The organism is Bradyrhizobium sp. NAS96.2 (assembly GCF_001908235.1).
Lineage (GTDB): Bacteria > Pseudomonadota > Alphaproteobacteria > Rhizobiales > Xanthobacteraceae > Bradyrhizobium.
The window spans coordinates 1-20163 of sequence record NZ_LGHK01000090.1 but is presented as its reverse complement, the minus strand read 5'-3'; the positions used below and the strand labels follow the sequence as shown (position 1 = coordinate 20163).

Below are 20163 nucleotides of genomic sequence, written 5' to 3'. Positions count from 1 at the left end.
TGCCATCTCTGTATCCGCTTTGCCTTCGCCAATTCGATCGCCCGGTGATGCTGAATAGATCAATGTAACATGACGCGCGCCGTTTGAGAACGAATGTTGTCGTGACGGCGGCGCGGGAATATTTCTCACAGTGCCCTGCTGTCATTCCGGGGCTCGCGAAGCGAGAGCCCGGAATCCATCGGGCCGCATGTATCTCGGATGAATGGATTCCGGGCCCGCGCCAAGAGGCGCGCCCCGGAATGACGAGATCGCCACCCACGCTGCGGTAAGACGCGCGGATGAGACGCGGCCTAGTCTGGCTTTCCCTGTGAGGGCTGCACCAGAAGCGTGGGCACGCCGCAGGTGCCGTTGCGCACCGTCATCACGCGCGTGCCGGGCTTGCGGCCGGTGCGAATCTCCGAGACGTCGACGCCGGCGGCAACCAGCCGCGCATGCGTGGCATCGGCATCAGCGACACGCCAGCAGATCCCGCGCAACCGGTCCGGCGCGTCGGTCGCCGCCTTGTCGTTCCCCTTGGCCGGCCGGTGGGTGACCTCGACGACGAGATCGCCGCAACGGAAGAACATCAGCCGCCCCCACTCCGGATGCGACCGGTCGAGCGCCATGTCGAGCCCGAGCCGCGCGCCGTAAAGCGCCGCGGCGCGCTCCGGGTCGGCGGTCGAGACCACCACGTGATCCATCGCGGTGATCGAGGCCGGCGTGGTGCGCACCGACAGCGGCCGCTCCTGGTCGCGCTCGAGGAAGAACATGCGAATGCCGCGCGTCGCGTCGGTCGCCGCGCGCGTGCGCTTCCACGCCAGCGTGGCGCCGCTGGTCTCGTCGCGGCTCTCGACCTCGGCGACCGGCTCGGGCTTCAGCGTCAGCCGGTCGAGCCGGCGATGTGTCCTGGCGATATCGCTGGTGCGGAAGCAGAGGCTCGCGAGCCCCTCGCCCTGCGTGACGAGCGCACTACGGACGCGCTGGGCAGCATCGTCATCGCCGCGCGGCGCCATCAATTCCAGCGTCGTGTTGTCGAGCGTGAACAGCACGCGGTCCGCGCCGTCGCCGCTGTTGCGCCAGGCCGGTGCCCGCGCGAATAGCGTCTCATAGGCAGCGCTGGCGGCGGTGATGTCGCCGGTCAGGACGACGACATGATCGAGGCCGGTAATCATGGATGCGGCCTCCGCGAATCTGCCGTCATTGTGTTCTCCCTTGACGCAACCCGGAACCACGGGCCGCGGGCCGCCGTTATGCCGAATGCCAGAACGGCCCCCGCATCCACCATCTCTACCTGCAAACCAAGCAGGGTTGCGAATAATTTCAGCGAAATCGGCCGATCAGCGGTGCTAGTCTAGTCCGTGGCCGGGACCACACCAAGCGACGACGGGAAGCGAATGCAGGCTCTCTTTATTGGACAGACCTATATCGACGTCACCTTCATCACAGATCACATGCCTGTCGGCGACGAGAAACACGTCGCCGACGCCTATGCCGTGTCCTTCGGCGGCAACGCGGTGACCGCGGCATTCTGCTGCGCCAAGCTCGGTGTCGAGCCGGACCTGATCGCCACCATGGCCAATGACTGGCTGGGACGGATGTTCTGGGACATGGCCGACCGGTACGGCATCTCGTTCCATCCCCGCAAGGTCAACTCCTCCTCGCTGTCCTTCATCATGCCCAATGACGGCAAGCGCGCCATCGTCCGCTGCCGCGACGACCAGCACATCCACCCCTTTCCGCTGCTGAACATCAAGGGCTGCCGGGCGCTGCATATCGACGGCCACCAACCGGACGCCGCGATCCATTATGCGAAGCTCTGCCGTGAGGACGGCATCCTGACCTCGCTCGACGGCGGCGGCCTGCGTACCAACACCCACGAGCTGCTCGCCTTCATCGACGTCGCGATCGTCGCCGAACGGCTGTGCGAGCAGATGGACAAGACGCCGGAGCACATGCTCGACTATCTCAAGAGCCGCGGCTGCAAGGTCGGCGGCGTCACCATGGGCGAGCGCGGCCTGCTCTGGTACGACGAGACGGGCGCGGTTCAGACGCTGCCGGCGTTTCCGATCCCGCGCAAGCGCGTGATCGACACCAACGGCGCCGGCGACGTCTTCCACGGCGCCTACATCTATTCCTATCTCGCCAATCCCGGCAGAGCCTGGCATGAGCATTTCGAGTTCGCGCGCGCGGCATCGACCTACAAGATCCAGAAGCTCGGCAACGAGGCCGGTCTGCCGACGCTCGACGACATCGCCGCGGTGAAGCAGGAGTTTGCTGCCTCGGTTTGACAGGGCTGATTGGGGTTGGGCATGGGGCGCGTCTTCGTCGCTGGCAGCATCAATATGGACGTGGTGGCGACCGCCGAGCGCCATCCGAAGGTCGGCGAGACCGTGACCGGCGAGGCCGTGCTGTATTTTCCCGGCGGCAAGGGCGCCAACCAGGCGGTGGCATCGGCCAAGCAGGGCGTACCGACCACGCTGGTCGGCCGGCTCGGCACCGACGCGTTCGGCAAGGAGCTGAGAAGCTTTCTCGCCGCGCAAGGCGTCGATCTCGGCTTCGTCAAGGACACCGACGGCACGCATTCGGGCACAGCGATCATCACGCTCGCCAATGCCGACAACACGATCGTCGTCGTGCCCGGCGCGAACGGGTTGGTCGATGCGGATGATGTTGCAGCACCCGTGCTCGCGAAAGGTGACGTCGCGATCAGCCAGTTCGAGATCCCGCTGCCGACGATCGCCGCATTCTTCCGCCGTGCCCGTGCCGCCGGCGCCACCACGATCCTCAATCCGGCGCCGGCGAAAACGGCCGACAAGGCGCTGCTCGACCTCGTCGATGTCCTGATCCTCAACGAGACCGAGCTCGGCCTCATCACAGGAACGGAGCTGCGCGACAGCGATGACCCGTCGCGCTTCGCCGAGGCGGCACGCTCCTTGGGGCGAGGCAAGACCGTCTGCGTCACGCTCGGCAAGCGCGGCGTGCTGGCGCTGGTCGAAGACCAGCCGCTGCTCGTGCCCGGGCGCGAGGTCAAGGCCGTCGACACCACAGGGGCCGGCGACTGTTTCGTCGGCGCCCTCGCCGCTCAGCTCGCTATCGGCAAGCCACTCGGCGACGCGCTGGCCTACGCCAACATTGCCGCCTCGATCTGCGTGCAGCGGATGGGCGCTGCGCCGTCGATGCCGACGGCGCAGGAAGTGGAGGACGCTCTCTCCCCACGTCGTCCCGGCGAAAGCCGGGAGGTGGATTCACACTCGAAGTGCAACACTTGGGCAGCAAAGACCTCTGCCGGGGTCCTGAAGTCAAGGCATTTGCGCGGGGTGTCGTTGTAAGCGGCGATTGATTTGCGGAGGCGGCGGATTGGCAGCTTTTCGAGGTCGGTCTTGCGCGGGATGAAGCGCCGCATGCGGCCGATGGCGTTCTCGATGCCGCCTTTTTGCCAGGGGGCGTGGGGATCGCAGAAGTACGTCTTGATCAAGAGGCTTTGCAAGGAAAGGTGCGATGCGAACTCGGTGCCGTTGTCGAAGGTGACGGTCCGGCGGATCGGCTGCGGCAGGACCTCGAACAGGCGCACGAGATGATGGGCGACGCCGACGGCGAGCTTGCTGGCGAGCGGGACGCCGAGCAACAGGCGGGAGGTGCGCTCATGCACGGCCAGGATCTGCTGACCGTATTTGGAGAACATCATGAGGTCGGCCTCCCAATGGCCCGGGGTCTTGCGATCGGCGACCTCGATCGGGCGCTGATCCAGCGAAACACGGCCTTCGATGAAGCTTGCGGGACTGCCGCCGCGCTTGCCGCGGCGGCCGCGCTTGCTCTTGGCGCGCGGCAGATAGCGCCGCCAGCTGAAGTCCGAGGTCCGGGCGATCTGAGCGTAGATGAAGCGGTAGATGCTCTCGTGGGAGATCACCTTGCGGCCGTGCTCGCGGGCCAGCCGGCCGGCGACCTGCTCGGGCGACCAGCCGCGGCCAAGGCGTTGCAACACCGCGCGGCGCAGGCCGGGCTCCCGTTCGAGGCGCGAGCCCGTCCAGCGCCGCGCTCGCATCTGTTGCTGGGCATAGCTGGGCTTGTAGCCGACCTGAACGCCAGAATTGCGGTTCAGCTCCCGAGAGATCGTTGATGGCGGGCGATCCAGAGCTGCCGCGATTTGCCGGATCGAGCCGCCACCGGCCGAAAGCCTGGCAATCTCGCACCGCTCCTCCAGGGAGAGCTGTTTGTAAGTCCGCCCCATGGCAACACCTCCAGTTGGAAGTGTTGCACTTCGTTTGTGAACTCAGGGGACCCATAACCACCGCTGTCAATTACTGCGCAACGCTGGAACGACCATCCCGTAAACAACTCAGGCCGCGGAGTATGGGTCCCGGCTCCCGTGCGCAATTGCGCACTAGGCCGGGACGACGAGTGGTTAGGAAAGCGCGCTTTTGAGGTCGAAGCTCGCATCCGCCGCCTGCTCCGGCGTGATCGAACCACCCGCGCCGAGCAGCCTGCGGCCGAACATGTGGTCGCCGGCGCGATTGACCGACTCGATGCCGAGCAGTCTGTCGCCGCGATAGCAGAACGCCGAGAACGCGCCCTGCGTGCGGTCGCCGCGCACCACGACGCGGTCGTAGCCGGTGGTGAGGCCGGCCATCTGCAGCTTGTCGGGGCCCTGATCGCTCCAGAACCACGGCAGGCCGTCATAAACCTCGGTCTTGCCGGTCAGGCGCGACGCCACGCAGCGCGCATGGTCGGTCGCGTTCTGCACCGACTCCAGCCGCAGCGATCCGCCGAAGCGCTTGCTGGTGTAGAGCGCGCAATCGCCGATCGCGGAGATATTGGGATCGGCAGTCAGAAGATGCTCGTCGACGATGATACCGGATGCGACCGGCAGGCCGGCCTCCGCGGCAAGCTCGACGTTGGGCAGCACGCCGACGCCGACAACGACGAGATCGGCCGGGATATGCGTGCCGTTGCTCAGGCTGACACCGGTGACCTTCGCACCATCAGCTTCGATCGCCGTGACCTGCACGCCGAGATGGATCCGGATGCCGGCAGCAGCGTGGCGCGACTGCGAGAATTCGGAAATCTCCGCGGTCACCGCGCGCGCCATCACGCGGGAGGCGAGCTCTACCACGTCGACCTCGAGGCCTTTGGCACGCGCGGTCGCCGCGAATTCAAGCCCGATGAAGCCCGCGCCGATCACGACGACGCGCATGCCCGGCGCGATCAAGTCGCGCAGCGCCTGGCTCTCGTCGAGGATGCGCAAGTAGCGGACCCCGTCGAGCTTGGCGTTGGGAATATCGAGCAGCCGGTTCCGCGCGCCGGTCGCGAGCACCAGATGGCCGTAGTCGAGCGAGGTGCCGGAGGCGAGCGCCATTTTCCGCGCATTGCGGTCGACCGCATGGGCACGATCGGTGATCAACTCGATCTTGTTGTCGTGGTAGAATTTGTCGGGCCGGAACATCAGGGTCTCGGGCCCGCCGGTCCCCTTCAGATAGGCCTTCGACAATGGCGGCCGTTGGTACGGCAAATGGCCTTCGTCATTGAGCAGGGTGATGCGCTCGGCGAAGCCAGCCTGGCGCAGCGACGCCGCGAGCTGGAAGCCGGCATGTCCGGCACCGACGATGATGACCGAGCCCGTCATCGGAACAACCCAAATACGCGCGAGCAGGAGCGACCCATGCCGTTTCCTCTTGTCGATGTTAGCTTGCTTGCCCCGTCCCCACAGCGCTCGTGTCTGCGTACCGAAGGCTGACGGCCATTTGGCCTCATGGCTCGCGCCGATGCAAGGGGGTCTCGGGCAAATCTGGGCGCCCGAACGCCGCCTCTGGAAGCCGGGCCGCATTGCCACGGCTCCCGTCAAGGCCTTAAATGTCCGGAACCAACAAGCCCAAGGTCCTCAAAAATGCCCGATCCCGCCTCCCCCAACGATCCCGCTTTGCTCCGCATCGACGGTGCTATCGCGACCATCACGCTGAACCGGCCGGCCGCGTTCAATGCGATCGACCTGACGATCGCCAGGAAGCTCGAGCAGCTCAGCGCCGAGGTTGAAGCCAACAACGACGTCCGCGTGCTGGTCATCGCGGGCGAAGGCCGCGCCTTCTGCGCCGGCGGCGATCTGCAGACCATCGGCGCTGCCGCCGAGGCCAACAAAGTCACCCCCGTGGTCAGCGAGATGCTGCATCACTACCACGCCTTCATCGAGACCGTACGGCGGATGCCAAAGATGGTGCTGTCCAGTGTGCACGGCTCGGCGGCCGGCGCCGGCATGGGCCTCGCCTTCGTGACCGACCTGTGCATCGCTGCGGAGGATGCCCGTTTCACGCCCGCCTATGCCAAGATCGGCGTGTCGCCGGATGGCGGCAGCACGGTCGGCATCGTCGGCACGGTCGGCACCCGCCGCGCGCTGCAGATTTTCCTTGCCGAGGATGGCTTCACCGCGCAGCAGGCCTATGAATGGGGGCTGGTGGTCAAGACCGTCCCCGCGACCGAACTGAAGGCCGCCACTCGGCAGCTCGCCGAACGCCTGGCAAAGAACCCGCCCGCCGCGATCGCGGCGACCAAATCGCTGGTCTATCAGGCGGCCACCACGCCGACCAAGCAGCAGCTCGATGCCGAGGAGCACAAGATCATCACGACGATGCACACCGACGATTTCCGTGTCGCGGTCAAGAAGTTCACCAGCAAGTCGAAGTAGCGGCCTGGCGTTTCGCTCCACCGTCATTGCGAGGAGCGATAGCGACGAAGCAATCCACTTCTCCGCCTGCGGAAGGATGGATTGCTTCGCTTCGCTCGCAATGACGTGGATGGCGTACTCCTCTAAATGAGGGTTCTGCCCAGCGTGGCTAGTTCGGACAGATGTATCCCGCACCGCCGGGTGCCTTGAAGCAGCCGACCGATTCCGGGATCACCTGCTTGGGCAGCCACAGCACGACCTTCGGAAAGTAGATCGTGAAGCAGATCGTGACCAGGAACACGACATAGATCGGCAGCGCCGCCCGCAGCGCTTTTCCAAAGCTGATGCCGACGAATTTCGAGGCCATCAGCAGCACCAGCCCGTAGGGCGGCGTGATCAGGCCGAATGCCAGCGTCGCGATCAGCACCACACCCATATGCACGCCGTTGATGTCGCCGGCCTGGGTCAGCGCGTTGACCAGCGGCATGAAGATGATGATGGTCGGCACCGGCTCGATGAAGTCGCCGACCACGGTGAACAGCAGCACCATCAGCAGCATGATGAGGTGCGGATCGTTGCCGGCGATCGAGGTGATCCAGTCGGCGATGTAGATCGCGCCGCGCAGATAGGCGAGCATCCAGCCGAACGCGTTCGCGGCGCCGATTGTGATCAGCGGCAGCGAGAAGATCAGGCCGGCGAGGCAGAAGTCGTACGGGATCTTCTTCAGGTGCCCGCGGTTCAGCGCCGGGATCACCACGATGATGATGTAGGCGACCGCAACCACGCCGGCCTCGGTCGGCGTGAACCAGCCGGTCAGGATGCCGCCGAGCAGGATCACCGGGATCATCAGCGGCAGCGCTGCGTCGCCGGCGGCGAACGCAACCTGGCGCAGCGGCGCGCGCGGCTTGCGCAGGCCCGAGGGGCCGAAGAAGTAGCAATAGACCATCAGCCCGAAGCCGATCATCAGCCCGGGGACCACGCCGGCCATGAACAGGCCGGCGATCGAGACGTTGCCGACTGCGCCATAGACCACCGCCGTGATGCTCGGCGGTACCAGCGCCGCGATGGTCGAGGCCGAGGCGATGATCGCGGCGATGAAGGCCGGCTCATAGCCCTCCCGCCGCATCGGCCCGCCGAGCGCCCGGCTCATGACCGCGACATCGGCGGTGGTCGAGCCCGACATCTCCGAGAAGAACATGCTGAACACGACGACGACCTGCGACAGCCCGCCCCTGATATGCCCGACCAGCGAGACCGACAGATTGGCGATGCGGACCACGACATTCGCCGAGTTCATGAGCTCGCCGACCAGGAGGAAGAACGGGATCGCAAGCAGCGCCTCGGAATCGACGCCGTCGAAGATCTTCTGGATGATCGCCGCCAGCGAGACATCCGACAGCACCGCGCCGACGAACACGCCGGCCATCAGCGAGAATGGCACGGGCACGCCGAGATAGCCGAAGAACAGGAAGCAGAACGACATCAGCACAAGCACGACCGGTGCGCTCACGGCTGCACTCCCGTGGCCGCGCCAGTGCTGACGGCTGGTATCGCAAGATCGTCGTCCGGCGGCTCCGGATGGTCAAAGCCGTTGCGGATGCCGTTGACGAGTTGCTCGATCGTGAACAGGCCGATCAGGATGCCGGACAGCGGGATCACCGCATAGAGCGACGCGATTGGCGTGCCCGACGGCAGGCGGAAGCTGCCGAAGCCGCGCAGGTAGTTTTGGTAGCCGTACCAGACCAGGCAGAAGGCGACACCCAACACGACCAGACGGATGACGATCTCGACGAATGTCCGCGACCGGCCGTGCATCGCCTCCGAGAGCGCGGTGAGATAGAGATGATCGTTGCGCCGTGTCGCGACTGCGGCCCCGACGAAGATCGCGTAGATGAACAGCGTCGAGGTCACCTCCTGCAGCCACAGCCAGGGATGACCGATGGTGCGGGTGACGATGTCGGCCGTCACCGAGAGCGAGAAGCCGAAGCACAGCACGCCGCACAGCATCATCAGGATCAGCTCGAGCCGGTCGAGCGCCGGCCATTTCAGATGCCGCTGCCGTTGCAGCACCAGTCTGTCGGCGATGGCCATGGCTCGAAATTCCTCGTCGTCCTGGCCTAGTGCGCAATTGCGCACGGGGGGGCCGGGACCCATAACCCCCGGCTCGGGTTGCTTGCAGAAAGTCGGCGACTTAATCGCTCAACTGAAAGGCCGCGGCGTATGGGTCCCGGCTTTCGCCGGGACGACGCATGAAGTGGGCTAGTTGATCCCCCGGATCAGGTTCTTGATCTTCTCCGCATGCGGGCCGAGCTCCTTGGCGAGCTTGTCGAGATAGGGATCGGCGATCGCGGTAAAACTCTTCTTGTCCACGTCCTCGACCACCTTGACGCCGAACGATTTCAGCTTGGTCAGCGCATTCCGCTCCAGCTCGAAGGCCTTCTGCGGCTCCTTGGCGCTGACCTCGTTAGCGGCGGCCTGCACCCACTGCTTCTGCTCGGCGGAGAGGCTCTGCCACAGCTTGTCGGAGACGAACAGCAGCGCATTGTTGGCCTCATGCTCGGTGATCGAGAGCACCGGCGCGACCTCGTAGTGCTTGTTGACGAGGTAGACGTTGATGCTGTTCTCGGCGGCGTCGACCACGCCGGTCTGCAGCGAGGTGTAGACGCTGCCGAACGGCATATGCACCGTCTGCGCGCCATAGGCCGGGAACATGGTGTCTTCGGTCGCGGTCGCCTGCACCCGGACCTTGACGCCCTTGAGGTCGCCGACGTTGTGGATTTCCTTCTTGCTGTAGATGTGGCGCACGCCTTGCGAGCCGGTGCCGATCACATGCAGGCCCTGGGCGGTGTCGTCGATCATCGTCTTGATGGCGTCGAACACCTTGGGGTCGGCCAGTGCCTTGATCACATGGGCGTCGTTGCGGAACAGGAAGTGCAGCGACATCACGCCGGCCTGCGGCGAGATCGTCGCGGTGTTGGCGGAGGAGATGATCGCGAACTCGATATCGCCCGACTTCACGAGCTGCAGCAGCTGCGGCTCTTGGCCGAGCTGCGCGCCGGGATATTGGTCGACGATCATCGTCCCCTTGCTCAATTCCTTGAGCTTCTCGGCGAAGAGATCACCGGCGACCGAGTAGCCGGTGTTGCGCGGTTGGTCGTAGGCGAAGCGGAAGTGCTTGACCTCCTGCGCGCCGGCGCGCGCGGGCAGCAGCAGCGCTACTGCGGCCATGGCGATCCCGACGATCTTGGCTGAAGTGCCCATCACGACGTTCCCCCTGTTTTTGATTGACTCGATCATCCCATCAGTCCCGCGGGATTGTCAATAAAACAGAGGCAATCAGCTCGTCGTAGGCGCCAACGAGCGCGGCATCGCAGAAATTATCGACAATTTGGCCAGCGTGCCGAACTTTGCGCGCTACTTCCCCTTGGCGCGCATGAAGTCGAAATCGCAGCCCTCGTCGGCCTGCAGGATGGTCTCGTTGAAGAGATGCGCGTAGCCGCGCCTGGCCCAATCAGGCGTGCCGGCCGGGGCCAGCGCCGCGCGTCGCTTCTGCAGTTCGGCCTCGTCGACCAGCAGATCGATGCTGCGCTTGGCAACATCGAGCCGGATCATGTCGCCATTCCGCACCAGGCCGAGCGGTCCGCCGACGGCGGACTCCGGCGTGATGTGCAGCACGATGGTGCCGAACGCGGTGCCGCTCATCCGCGCATCGGAGATGCGGACCATGTCCTTCACCCCGGCGCGCGCGAGCTTCTTCGGGATCGGCAGGTAACCCGCCTCGGGCATGCCCGGCGCGCCCTTTGGGCCGGCGTTGCGCAGCACCAGCACGTCGTCGGCGGTCACGTCGAGCGCGGGATCGTCGACCCGCAGCGTCATGTCCTCGACCGACTCGAACACCACGGCGCGGCCGGTGTGCTGCAGCAGCCTCTCGCTCGCCGCCGACTGCTTGATCACGGCGCCGCGCGGCGCGAGATTGCCGTGCAGGATCGCCATCGCGCCTTCGGACTTGATCGGGTTCGCCTTGGAGCGGATCGCATCCTGTCCCGGCACGTCCTCCGCATTGGCGACGACATCACGCAAGGTCTGACCGGTGATGGTTTTGGCATCGAGGTCGATGAGGTCGCCGAGCTGCGCCATCAGCTTCGGCACGCCGCCGGCATGATGGAAATGCTCCATGTAGTGCTCGCCCGACGGCTTGAGGTCGACCAGCACGGGCACTTCGCGGCCCAATTTGTCGAACGCCTCGAGGTCGATCTTGTGCGGCGAACGGTTGGCGATTGCGGTCAGATGGATGAGCCCGTTGGTCGAGCCGCCGATCGCCTGCATCACGACCTGCGCATTGCGGAACGACGACGGCGTCAGGATCTCGCTCGGCTTCGGTCCTTTGGTCTTCGCCATCTCCGCGGCGACGCGGCCGCTGGCCTCGGCGGAGCGGAAGCGCTCGGCATGCGGCGCCGGGATCGTCGCGCTCATCGGCAGCGACAGGCCGAGCGCCTCGGTGATGCAGGCCATGGTGGACGCCGTGCCCATCACCATGCAGGTGCCCACGGAAGGCGCAAGGCGCCCGTTCACCGCCTCGATCTCGTTGTCATCGATCTCGCCGGCGCGATACTTGCCCCACAGCCTGCGGCAGTCGGTGCAGGCGCCGAGCACCTCGCCCTTGTGATGGCCGACCACCATCGGGCCGACCGGAATCACGACGGTCGGCAGATCGGCGCTGATCGCGGCCATGATCTGTGCCGGCAGGGTCTTGTCGCAGCCGCCGATCACGATCACCGCATCCATCGGCTGGGCGCGGATCATCTCCTCGGTGTCCATCGCCATCAGATTGCGCAGATACATCGAGGTCGGATGCGCAAAGCTCTCGGCGATCGAGATGGTCGGGAACACGAACGGCATCGCTCCCGACAGCATCACGCCGCGCTTCACGGCCTCGATGATCTGCGGGACGTTGCCGTGGCAGGGATTGTAGTCGCTGTAGGTGTTGGTGATGCCGACGATCGGGCGATTGAGCGCATCGTCCGAATAGCCCATCGCCTTGATGAAGGCCTTGCGCAGGAACAGCGAGAAGCCGGCGTCACCATAGCTGGTCAGTCCCTTGCGAAGTCCGTCGGCCATTTTCTTCTCGTCCCGTTGGTTGTTCGGCCGCACTTAAGGAGCGGCCGGAATTATTGTCAATATGAGATAATCCAGCGCCGGTGGCTGGCTGGTCTGCGGCAAAATCGCCCCCATTATTGACAATGGCCACAGCGTCATGCTGACCTCCGGCATCGACCTGAAGCCGAGAACGCATGAAAGCCGAGCCCTCTTTGCCCGAACTCCAGGCCCCCTCGCGTGAGGAGGAGCAGGCGGAAGTGATCCGCCGGCTGGAGGAGGACATCATCTTCGGCCGCTTTGCGCCCGGCCTGCGGCTGGTCGAGGATACCCTGATGCAGCGCTACGGCGCGAGCCGGCATTTCGTCCGCCAGGCGCTGTTCCAGCTCGAGCGCCAGGGCATCGTGCTGCGCGAGAAGAATGTCGGCGCCACGGTGCGGTTCTATTCGGCCGAGGAAGTGCGGCAGATCTACGAGGTGCGCGAGATGCTGACGCGGCAAGCCGCGCTGATGATCGCGCTGCCCGCGCCGGACAGCCTGATCGACCAGTTGAGCGAGCTGCAACGGCATTACTGCATCAAGGCCGACGCGCAGGACATGCGCGGTATTCACGAGACCAACGATGCGTTCCACCTCGCGCTGTTCTCCGCCTGCAGCAATCCTTACCTGGTCCGCTCGCTCCAGGACTACATGAACCTGACGCTGCCGATGCGCGCCAAGAATCTCGCCGACAGCGAGGGCCTCGCATTGTCGCGCCGCCAGCATGAGTTGATGATCGGGCTCCTGAAGGGCCGCGACAGCTGGGCGCTGGCGCAGCTCTGCGTCGATCACATGCAATACAGCAAGGCGGATTATCTCGTCCGCATCTCCAACGACAAAAAGCCGCAATAGCGCGATACGCGGCCTCCTCGTGAAGGAGACGACGATGCGTTATGTGGCTTTGTTGATCGGATCGTGCGCCGTGCAGCTTGCGCTTGGCGGCATTGCTCAAGCGGCCGATCCGCGTGCAACCGAGCTCACCTATGAGCCCTGGAGCAAGACCTGCCTGACCGAGGCGAGCTGCTTCGTCGCTGCCGCTGCGCGCGGCCAGTGCGCACCGTCCGGCGGCACCATCAGCATCTCACCGCAGAGCTCTACGCGCGCGCTGCTCACCGCCAATGTCGGAACGCGGACCATGCTGGAAGGCACGATCAGCCTGCGGATCGATCAGGACGAACCGATGCAGATCGCCCGGACGCACTGCTACACGCTCGGCTGCGGCGGCACGCTGGAGGCCAATGGCGAGCTGATCGAACGACTGAAGCACGCGCAGACGATCGTGGTCGAAGCCAAGAACCTGACCGGACAGAAGATTAGCCTCACCTTCCCGCTTGCTCACTTCTCCCAGACCTATGACGGGCCCGGAAGTGCGCCCAAGGCATCCGGGAAAAGCGCGAATGAGGCGCAGCGCGAGCACACGGAGGCCGTGAAGCAGCTGCCGCAGTGCGACGACTGATCACTTCTTCCAGTCGATCACCCTCGTTCGGTCGCCGTCGAACTCCATGCTGCAGAACGTGCCGCCCTGGTAATAGTCGCCGACGGGATCCGCCGGCAGTTTGGCCTGCTCGGCCATCGCGTGCTCGCGGAAGTCTTCGCCGCGGCCGGTTGGGCGATAGCCGAGATCGTAGGCGCGGTGATTATCCCACCACGAACGCTCGTTGTAGGACGCGCCGTACAGCACCTCGAAATGAATGTCGGGATGTTCGAGCCCGATGCGGCAGAGCTGCACCAGATCTTCCGGCTTGAGCCAGATCGACAGCCTGCGGTGATCGAGCGGCGCCTCGCCGAAATTGCCGATCCGGATACAGGTCACCTTGATGCCGTGCTTGTCGGCATAGAGCGCACCTAAGCCTTCGCCGAACACCTTGCTCACCCCATAACGGCTGTCCGGCCGCGCGGTGACGTCGGTACCGATGCGGTGATGGCGCGGGTAGAAGCCGACGGCGTGATTGGATGAAGCGAAGATCACGCGCTTGACACCCTGCTTGCGCGCCGCCTCGAACAGATTGTAGCCGCCGACAATGTTGGCCTGCAGGATCGCGTCCCAGGAACCTTCGACCGAATAGCCGCCGAAATGCAGGATGCCGTCGACGCCCTCGCAGATCGCCTCGACCTCTGCGAGGTCGGCGAGATCGGCCGCCTTGAACTTTTCGTTGCTGCCGAGATCGGAGGGCTGCTTGATATCGCTCAGCAAGAGGTCCGGATAGATCGGCGGCAGCAGCTTGCGCAGGCTCGTTCCGATTCCCCCCGATGCGCCGGTCATCAATATGCGTGGCATGCCGTCCCTCGTCCTTCCCGTTTGCTCAATGCAATCCTTGGACCGAATTGCGATCGCAGGCCGACAATGATAGCAAACCATGCGCTCAAGGAAACACCATCGAAACACAACAACGAGAACAGCAAATGTCCGATGTTCATTCCGCCGGCTGGCATCCCGCGACCTGCTATCCCGATCCCGCGATCCACGCGCTCGACCCGCGCTTCGAGAAATATTGGCTGAAACTCTCCGCCGTTGAACGCATCGCCACCGGCCTGCGCTGGGCCGAAGGTCCGGTGTGGTTCGGTGATGGCCGCTATCTGTTGTGCAGCGACATCCCGAACCAGCGCATCCTCAAATGGGAGGAAGAGACCGGCGCGGTCAGCATCTTCCGCAAGCCGTCGAACTTCGCCAACGGCAACACCCGCGATCGCCAGGGCCGGCTCATCACCTGCGAGCACGGCGGCCGCCGCGTGGTGCGCACCGAGTATGACGGATCGATTACGATGCTGATCGACTCCTTTGGCGACAAGCGGCTCAACTCGCCGAACGACGTCGTGGTGAAGTCCGACGGTTCGATCTGGTTCACCGATCCGATCTTCGGCCTGCTCGGCAACTACGAAGGCTACAAGGCCGATCCCGAGATCGAGCCCAATGTCTACCGGCTCGATCCCGAAACCGGCAAGGCCACCATCGTCGCCGAGGGCGTGCTCGGCCCGAACGGGCTGTGCTTCTCGCCGGACGAGAAGATCCTCTACGTCGTGGAATCCCGCGGCGAGCCGAACCGCAAAATCCTGGCCTATGACGTCTCCGCCGACGGCAAGACGATCTCCAACAAGCGCGTCTTCATCGATGCCGGTCCGGGCACGCCCGACGGCCTGCGCTGCGACATTGACGGCAATCTGTGGTGCGGCTGGGGCATGGGCGATCCCGAGCTCGACGGCGTCGTGGTGTTCGCGCCCGACGGCGTCATGATCGGCCGCATCGCGCTGCCGGAGCGCTGCGCCAATCTCTGCTTCGGCGGCGTCAAGCGCAACCGCCTGTTCATGGCGGCGAGCCAGTCGATCTATGCGCTCTACGTCAACACCCAAGGCGCGCTCGGCGGGTAGCTCTCCGCGTCGTCCCGGCCTAGTGCGCAATTGCGCACGGGGGCCGGGACCCATAGCTACCGGCGGATATTGGTTTAGCGGACTGGAGCCGCAATCTTCGCAAAACGAAGGCCTGTGGTTATCGGTCCCGGCTTTCGCCGGGACGACGGCTAAAATTACGACTTCCAAAACGTCTGACGCCGGAGCGGTGATCCGCCCCGGCGCCAGAATGTCGTCTCTCGTGCGTTCGGCTTACGCGGCGTTGTAGCCGGCGACCGCCTTGGCCTCGAGATATTCTTCCAGACCGTAACGGCCCCACTCGCGGCCATTGCCGGACTGCTTGTAGCCACCGAACGGGGCGCTGCGCTCGTTCGGCACGCCCTGCAGGTTGACGTTGCCGGCGCGGATCTGGCGGCCGACGCGGCGCGCGCTCTCCACGGTGTCGGCCGAGACGTAACCGGCCAGACCATACGGCGTGTCGTTGGCGATCCTGACGGCGTCGGCTTCGTCCTTGGCGCCGAGGATGGTCAGCACCGGCCCGAAGATTTCCTCGCGGGCGATCGTCATGTCGTTGGTGACGTCGGCGAAGATGGTCGGACGGACATAGAAGCCCTTGTTGACGCCCTCGGGCAGGCCCGGACCACCGGCGACGAGCGTCGCGCCCTCGTCGATGCCCTTCTGGATCAGCGCCTGGATCTTGTCCCACTGGCCGCGGTTGACGACCGGGCCGATCGTGGTGCCGTCGGCACGCGGATCGCCGGCCTTGGTCTTGTCGGCGACGCCCTTCGCGATCGCGGCCACTTCCTTCATCTTGGAGAGCGGCACGATCATGCGCGACGGCGCGTTGCAGGACTGGCCCGAGTTGTTGAACATGTGCATCACGCCGCCGGTCACCGCCTTGGCGAGGTCGGCACCCTCGAGGATCACGTTCGGCGACTTGCCGCCGAGCTCCTGGCTGACGCGCTTGACGGTCGGCGCCGCGCGCTTGGCGACGTCGACGCCGGCGCGGGTCGAGCCGGTGAACGAGATCATGTCGATGTCCGGGTGCTCGCTCATCGCGGCACCCACCTCTGGGCCGAGGCCGTTAAGCAGGTTGAACACGCCCTTCGGCACGCCGGCTTCATGGAGGATTTCCGCGAAGATCAGCGCCGAGGTCGGGGTGAACTCCGACGGCTTCAGGATCATGGTGCAGCCGGCGGCGAGCGCGGGCGCGACCTTGCAGGCGATCTGGTTGAGCGGCCAGTTCCAGGGCGTGATCATGCCGACGACGCCGACCGGCTCGCGCACGATCACGGCGGTGCCCATGGTCTCCTCGAACTCGTACTTCTTGAGCACTTCGAGGGTGTTCATGAGGTGGCCGAGGCCGGCGCCGGCCTGCAGCTTCTCCGCCATCGGCAGCGGCGCACCCATCTCGTCGGAGACGGCGGCGCCGATTTCCTTCATACGGCCCTTGTAGACCTCGACGATCCTGGTGAGCAGCGCGATGCGCTCCTCGCGGCTGGTCTTGGAATAAGTCTCGAACGCGCGCTTGGCGGCAGCAACTGCCTTGTCGACATCGGCCTTGGAGCCGAGCGCAACCTCATACATCGCCTCTTCGGTCGCCGGATTGACGACGGGAGTGGACTTGCCTTTGACGACGGGATCGACCCAGGCGCCGTCGATGTAGAATTGCATGCGATTGACCATCGGAAACCTCTTGTAGGGGGCGTATGGAATTGGGAACGGAACGCGTTCGGCAGGCATCCTTGCACGAAAGCAGGGCGAATTGAACCCGCCATATGCGGGGCGCGGCTCGCCAAAGGGATATAGGGTCGAAGCCCGAGGCGTGGCAAGACTCCAAGCGTCGTCCCGGCGAAGGCCGGGACCCATAACCACCACCGTAAGAAGAATGCTGGGGCAACGAGTCGCGTCCACAACTCCCTTTTGCGGTAATGGGTCCCGGCCTTCGCCGGGACGACGCTGTGGCTACACCGCCATCTTGCGATGCCGCACCGGGGCGCCGGCCGACACGCTTTCCGCCGCATCGATGATCGCGTTGGCGTCGATGCCGTAGTGCCGATAGAGGTCGCCGATCGTGCCGGTCTGGCCGAAATGCTCGACGCCGAGCGCCTCGAGGCGGTGGCCACGCACGCTGCCGAGCCAGCCGAGCGTTGCCGGGTGACCGTCGATCACGGTCACGATGCCGCAGTCCCGCCCGAGCGGCGCCAGCATGCGCTCGATATGACTCAAATGCTGCGCGCCGCGGCGATCGCGCCGTAAATTCCGCGCGGCGGACCAACCCGCATAGAGCCGGTCGGCCGAGGTTACCGCCAGTAAACCGACATCGCGGTGGCTTTCGCCGATCAGGCCGACCGCCTCGATCGCCTCCGGCGCGACGGTGCCGGTATAGGCGATGACGATGTCGCAGTTCGGGCCCGGCTTGCGCATCCAGTAGGCGCCGTCGGTGATATCGCGCTGCAGGTCCGGCGTCATGATCCGTTGCGGCTGTTCCAGCGTCCGGGTCGAGAGTCGCAAGTAAACCGAACCACCCTCGGCGCCCTCGCGCTGCATGTGGCCGAAACCCCAGCCCATGATCACGGCAAGTTCATCGACGAAGGCCGGATCGAACGAGGCGAGCCCGTCCTGTCCGATCCCGATCAGCGGCGTCTTGATCGACTGATGCGCGCCGCCTTCCGGCGCCAGCGAGATGCCCGACGGAGTCGCCGCCACCATGAAACGGGCATCCTGGTAGCAGGCATAGTTCAGCGCATCGAGGCCACGCTCGATGAAGGGATCGTAGAGCGTGCCGACCGGCAACAATCGCGCGCCGTTGATCTGGTGCGACAGGCCGAGCGCCGAGAGCATGATGAACAGGTTCATCTCCGCGATGCCGAGCTCGAGGTGCTGCCCCTTGGGCGAATACTCCCAGGTGTAGGCCGACGGGATCTTCTCCTGCCGGAACAGGTCGTGGTTCTCCAGCTTCGCGAACAGGCCGCGGCGGTTGACCCAGGCGCCGAGATTGGTCGACACGGTGACGTCGGGTGATGCGGTGACGATGCGCGATGCAAGTTCGCTGTCGCCGCGCGCCAGTTCATGCAGCACGAGACCAAAGCCCTGCTGGGTCGACATCTGCGCCGAGGCCTTGAAGGCGAGCCGCTCCGGCACCTCGATTTCAGGCGCCGACAGCCGGCGGCGGCCCTCGCGATTGAACGGCGCCTCTGCAAGAAATGCTTCGAGCTTGGCGGGCTCCTGCGACAGTCCCTCGAACTTGTCCCACTCGTGACCAATGCGGATGTTCTGCGCGGCGCGCCACTTCTCCATCTGCGCCACCGTCATCAGGCCGGCGTGGTTGTCCTTGTGGCCCTGCATCGGCAGGCCGACACCCTTGATGGTGTAGGCGATGAAGCAGACCGGCCGATCGTGATCGACAGCCTCGAAGGCCTCGATCATGCTCGCCATGTCATGGCCGCCGAGGTTCGACATCAGCGCCAGCAATTCGTCGTCGCTGCGGCGCTCGATCAGGGCCGACACCTCGCCCTGATCGCCGATATCGTCGCGCAGGTGCTTGCGGAACGCGGCACCGCCCTGGAAGCAGAGCGCCGCGTACATCTGGTTCGGGCAATTGTCGATCCAGCGCTTGAGGGCCTCGCCGCCGGGCTCGGCAAACGCCTCGAGCATCAGCTTGCCGTATTTCACGATCACCACGTCCCAGCCGAAATTGCGGAACATGGTCTCGAACTTGGCCCACAGCCCCTCGCGCACCACGGCGTCGAGCGACTGCCTGTTGTAGTCGACCACCCACCAGGTGTTGCGCAGGCCGTGCTTCCAGCCCTCCAGCAGCGCCTCGAAGATGTTGCCCTCGTCCATCTCGGCGTCGCCGACCAGCGCGATCATGCGCCCTTCGCTCCGGTCCCCCATCCAGCCATGCGCCTTGACGTAATCCTGCACCAGCGAGGCGAACAAGGTCTGCGCCACGCCGAGGCCGACCGAGCCGGTGGAGAAGTCGACGTCGTCGACATCCTTGGTGCGCGACGGATAGGACTGCGCGCCCTTGTAGCCACGGAAATTCTCCAGCTTGTCGCGGGTCTGGTGGCCGAACAGATACTGGATCGCGTGGAACACCGGGCTCGCATGCGGCTTCACCGCAACGCGGTCCTGCGGGCGCAGCACCGAGAAATAGAGCGCCGACATGATGTTGGCGAGCGAGGCCGACGAGGCCTGGTGGCCGCCGACCTTCAACCCATCGGTCGAGGGCCGCACATGGTTGGCGTGATGGATCGTCCACGACGATAGCCACAGGACCTTGCGGGCCAGCGCGGACAGCAATTCGAGGCGTTCAGGCGCAATTCCCATGGCAATGCTCCCAGCGATATCGCCGATGTTACTGCCGCGAGCCTCGGCGAAAATCTCAATTCCACGCGACAGCACAGGAAAAATTGGGATAAATTCCCACGATCCTGCCCTCACCTGCGAGTTCATCCCAATGCCTGCCCTCGACGCCATCGACCGCAAGATCCTGAGTCTGCTCCAGACCGACAGCCGCATGACCATGCAGGAACTCGCCGACAAGGTCGGGCTGTCGGTGTCGCCCTGCCACCGCCGGGTCAAGCTGCTGGAAGAGCGCGGCGTGATCTCTCGCTACATCGCAACCGTCGACCAGAAGTCGATCGGGCTGCATGTCTCGGTCTTCATCTCGATCAAGCTGGCGCGGCAGAAGGAGGAAGACCTCAACCGCTTCGCGCGCGCGATCTCGAAATGGGACGAGGTGCTCGAATGCTATCTGATGACCGGCAATCGCGACTATCTCTTGCGCGTCGTCGCCGCCGACCTCTCCTCCTATGAAGCATTCCTGAAGAACAAGCTGACCCGGCTCGACGGCATCGCCTCGATCGAGTCGAGCTTTGCGTTGAGCCAGGTGAAGTATTCGACGGCGCTGCCGGTGTGAGCGCTCGCTGTGTTGGATTCCACTCGCGCCAAACCCTCGCTGTCGTCCCTGCGAAAGCACTAGGGCATGCACACATTTGCTGCGACAGATTGACTCGAACGCTGAATCTGGGATTCCAGAATCGGCAATCG

The 20163-nt window shown here is 64.9% G+C and carries 16 protein-coding genes and 1 pseudogene; 7 read left to right on the top strand and 10 right to left on the bottom strand.

What is annotated here, in order from left to right:
• Nucleotides 1-290 precede the first annotated feature (290 nt).
• On the bottom strand, nt 291-1151 hold the full coding sequence (locus tag AC628_RS20660) for a VOC family protein (protein WP_074128616.1): 861 nt from the start codon (nt 1149-1151) through the stop codon (nt 291-293).
• A gap of 222 nt (nt 1152-1373) precedes the next feature.
• Here AC628_RS20660 and AC628_RS20655 point away from each other — a divergent pair, with 222 nt between their 5' ends.
• A complete protein-coding gene (locus AC628_RS20655) occupies nt 1374-2267 on the top strand; it encodes a sugar kinase (RefSeq protein WP_074128615.1) in 894 nt (297 codons plus the stop codon).
• A gap of 21 nt (nt 2268-2288) precedes the next feature.
• On the top strand, nt 2289-3308 hold the full coding sequence (rbsK, locus tag AC628_RS20650; RefSeq protein WP_083633031.1) for a ribokinase: 1020 nt from the start codon (nt 2289-2291) through the stop codon (nt 3306-3308).
• Here the strand turns inward: rbsK and AC628_RS20645 are convergent.
• Both AC628_RS20645 and AC628_RS20640 read right to left on the bottom strand, forming a co-directional pair.
• Nucleotides 3218-4207: pseudogene (locus AC628_RS20645) on the bottom strand (IS30 family transposase); the annotation flags it as partial. The gene rbsK and the pseudogene AC628_RS20645 sit on opposite strands and share 91 nt — an antisense overlap.
• Before the next feature lie 174 nt (nt 4208-4381).
• Complete coding sequence (locus AC628_RS20640; RefSeq protein WP_074128613.1) at nt 4382-5599, bottom strand: NAD(P)/FAD-dependent oxidoreductase; 1218 nt, start codon at nt 5597-5599, stop codon at nt 4382-4384.
• Between the two features lie 261 nt (nt 5600-5860).
• On the opposite strand from AC628_RS20640, the gene AC628_RS20635 reads away from it, so the two are divergent.
• On the top strand, nt 5861-6652 hold the full coding sequence (locus AC628_RS20635) for an enoyl-CoA hydratase/isomerase family protein (RefSeq protein WP_074128612.1): 792 nt from the start codon (nt 5861-5863) through the stop codon (nt 6650-6652).
• Nucleotides 6653-6800: 148 nt separating this feature from the next.
• On the opposite strand, the gene AC628_RS20630 is transcribed toward AC628_RS20635, so the two are convergent.
• The 4 genes from AC628_RS20630 to AC628_RS20615 all read right to left on the bottom strand — a co-directional run bounded on the left by AC628_RS20630 (nt 6801) and on the right by AC628_RS20615 (nt 11749).
• A complete protein-coding gene (locus tag AC628_RS20630) occupies nt 6801-8141 on the bottom strand; it encodes a TRAP transporter large permease (protein WP_074128611.1) in 1341 nt (446 codons plus the stop codon).
• On the bottom strand, nt 8138-8722 hold the full coding sequence (locus AC628_RS20625; RefSeq protein ID WP_074128610.1) for a TRAP transporter small permease: 585 nt from the start codon (nt 8720-8722) through the stop codon (nt 8138-8140). The genes AC628_RS20630 and AC628_RS20625 overlap by 4 nt, the downstream gene beginning before the upstream one ends.
• A gap of 168 nt (nt 8723-8890) precedes the next feature.
• Nucleotides 8891-9892 carry a TRAP transporter substrate-binding protein gene (locus AC628_RS20620; protein WP_074128629.1) on the bottom strand — a complete coding sequence of 334 codons (1002 nt, stop codon included), beginning with the start codon at nt 9890-9892 and terminating at the stop codon, nt 8891-8893.
• 153 nt (nt 9893-10045) lie between these two features.
• On the bottom strand, nt 10046-11749 hold the full coding sequence (locus AC628_RS20615) for an IlvD/Edd family dehydratase (RefSeq protein ID WP_074128628.1): 1704 nt from the start codon (nt 11747-11749) through the stop codon (nt 10046-10048).
• 173 nt (nt 11750-11922) lie between these two features.
• Between AC628_RS20615 and AC628_RS20610 the strand changes: the two genes are divergently transcribed.
• A complete protein-coding gene (locus AC628_RS20610) occupies nt 11923-12615 on the top strand; it encodes a GntR family transcriptional regulator (protein ID WP_074128609.1) in 693 nt (230 codons plus the stop codon).
• Between the two features lie 34 nt (nt 12616-12649).
• The gene (locus AC628_RS20605; protein WP_143201708.1) at nt 12650-13219 is read left to right on the top strand and encodes an invasion associated locus B family protein; all 570 of its coding nucleotides are present in this window, start codon (nt 12650-12652) and stop codon (nt 13217-13219) included.
• Here AC628_RS20605 and AC628_RS20600 read toward each other — a convergent pair whose 3' ends face one another.
• Nucleotides 13220-14041, bottom strand: a complete 822-nt coding sequence (locus AC628_RS20600) for an NAD-dependent epimerase/dehydratase family protein (RefSeq protein WP_074128607.1) — start codon at nt 14039-14041, stop codon at nt 13220-13222.
• A 125-nt stretch (nt 14042-14166) separates the two neighbouring features.
• Here AC628_RS20600 and AC628_RS20595 point away from each other — a divergent pair, with 125 nt between their 5' ends.
• Nucleotides 14167-15129, top strand: coding sequence for an SMP-30/gluconolactonase/LRE family protein (locus tag AC628_RS20595; protein WP_074128606.1), 963 nt, complete (start codon nt 14167-14169; stop codon nt 15127-15129).
• 231 nt (nt 15130-15360) lie between these two features.
• On the opposite strand, the gene AC628_RS20590 is transcribed toward AC628_RS20595, so the two are convergent.
• Nucleotides 15361-16794, bottom strand: a complete 1434-nt coding sequence (locus tag AC628_RS20590) for an aldehyde dehydrogenase family protein (RefSeq protein WP_074128605.1) — start codon at nt 16792-16794, stop codon at nt 15361-15363.
• A gap of 279 nt (nt 16795-17073) precedes the next feature.
• Nucleotides 17074-19440, bottom strand: coding sequence for a thiamine pyrophosphate-binding protein (locus tag AC628_RS20585; protein ID WP_074128604.1), 2367 nt, complete (start codon nt 19438-19440; stop codon nt 17074-17076).
• Nucleotides 19441-19570: 130 nt separating this feature from the next.
• Here AC628_RS20585 and AC628_RS20580 point away from each other — a divergent pair, with 130 nt between their 5' ends.
• A complete protein-coding gene (locus tag AC628_RS20580; protein WP_016841346.1) occupies nt 19571-20032 on the top strand; it encodes an Lrp/AsnC family transcriptional regulator in 462 nt (153 codons plus the stop codon).
• Nucleotides 20033-20163 lie beyond the last annotated feature (131 nt).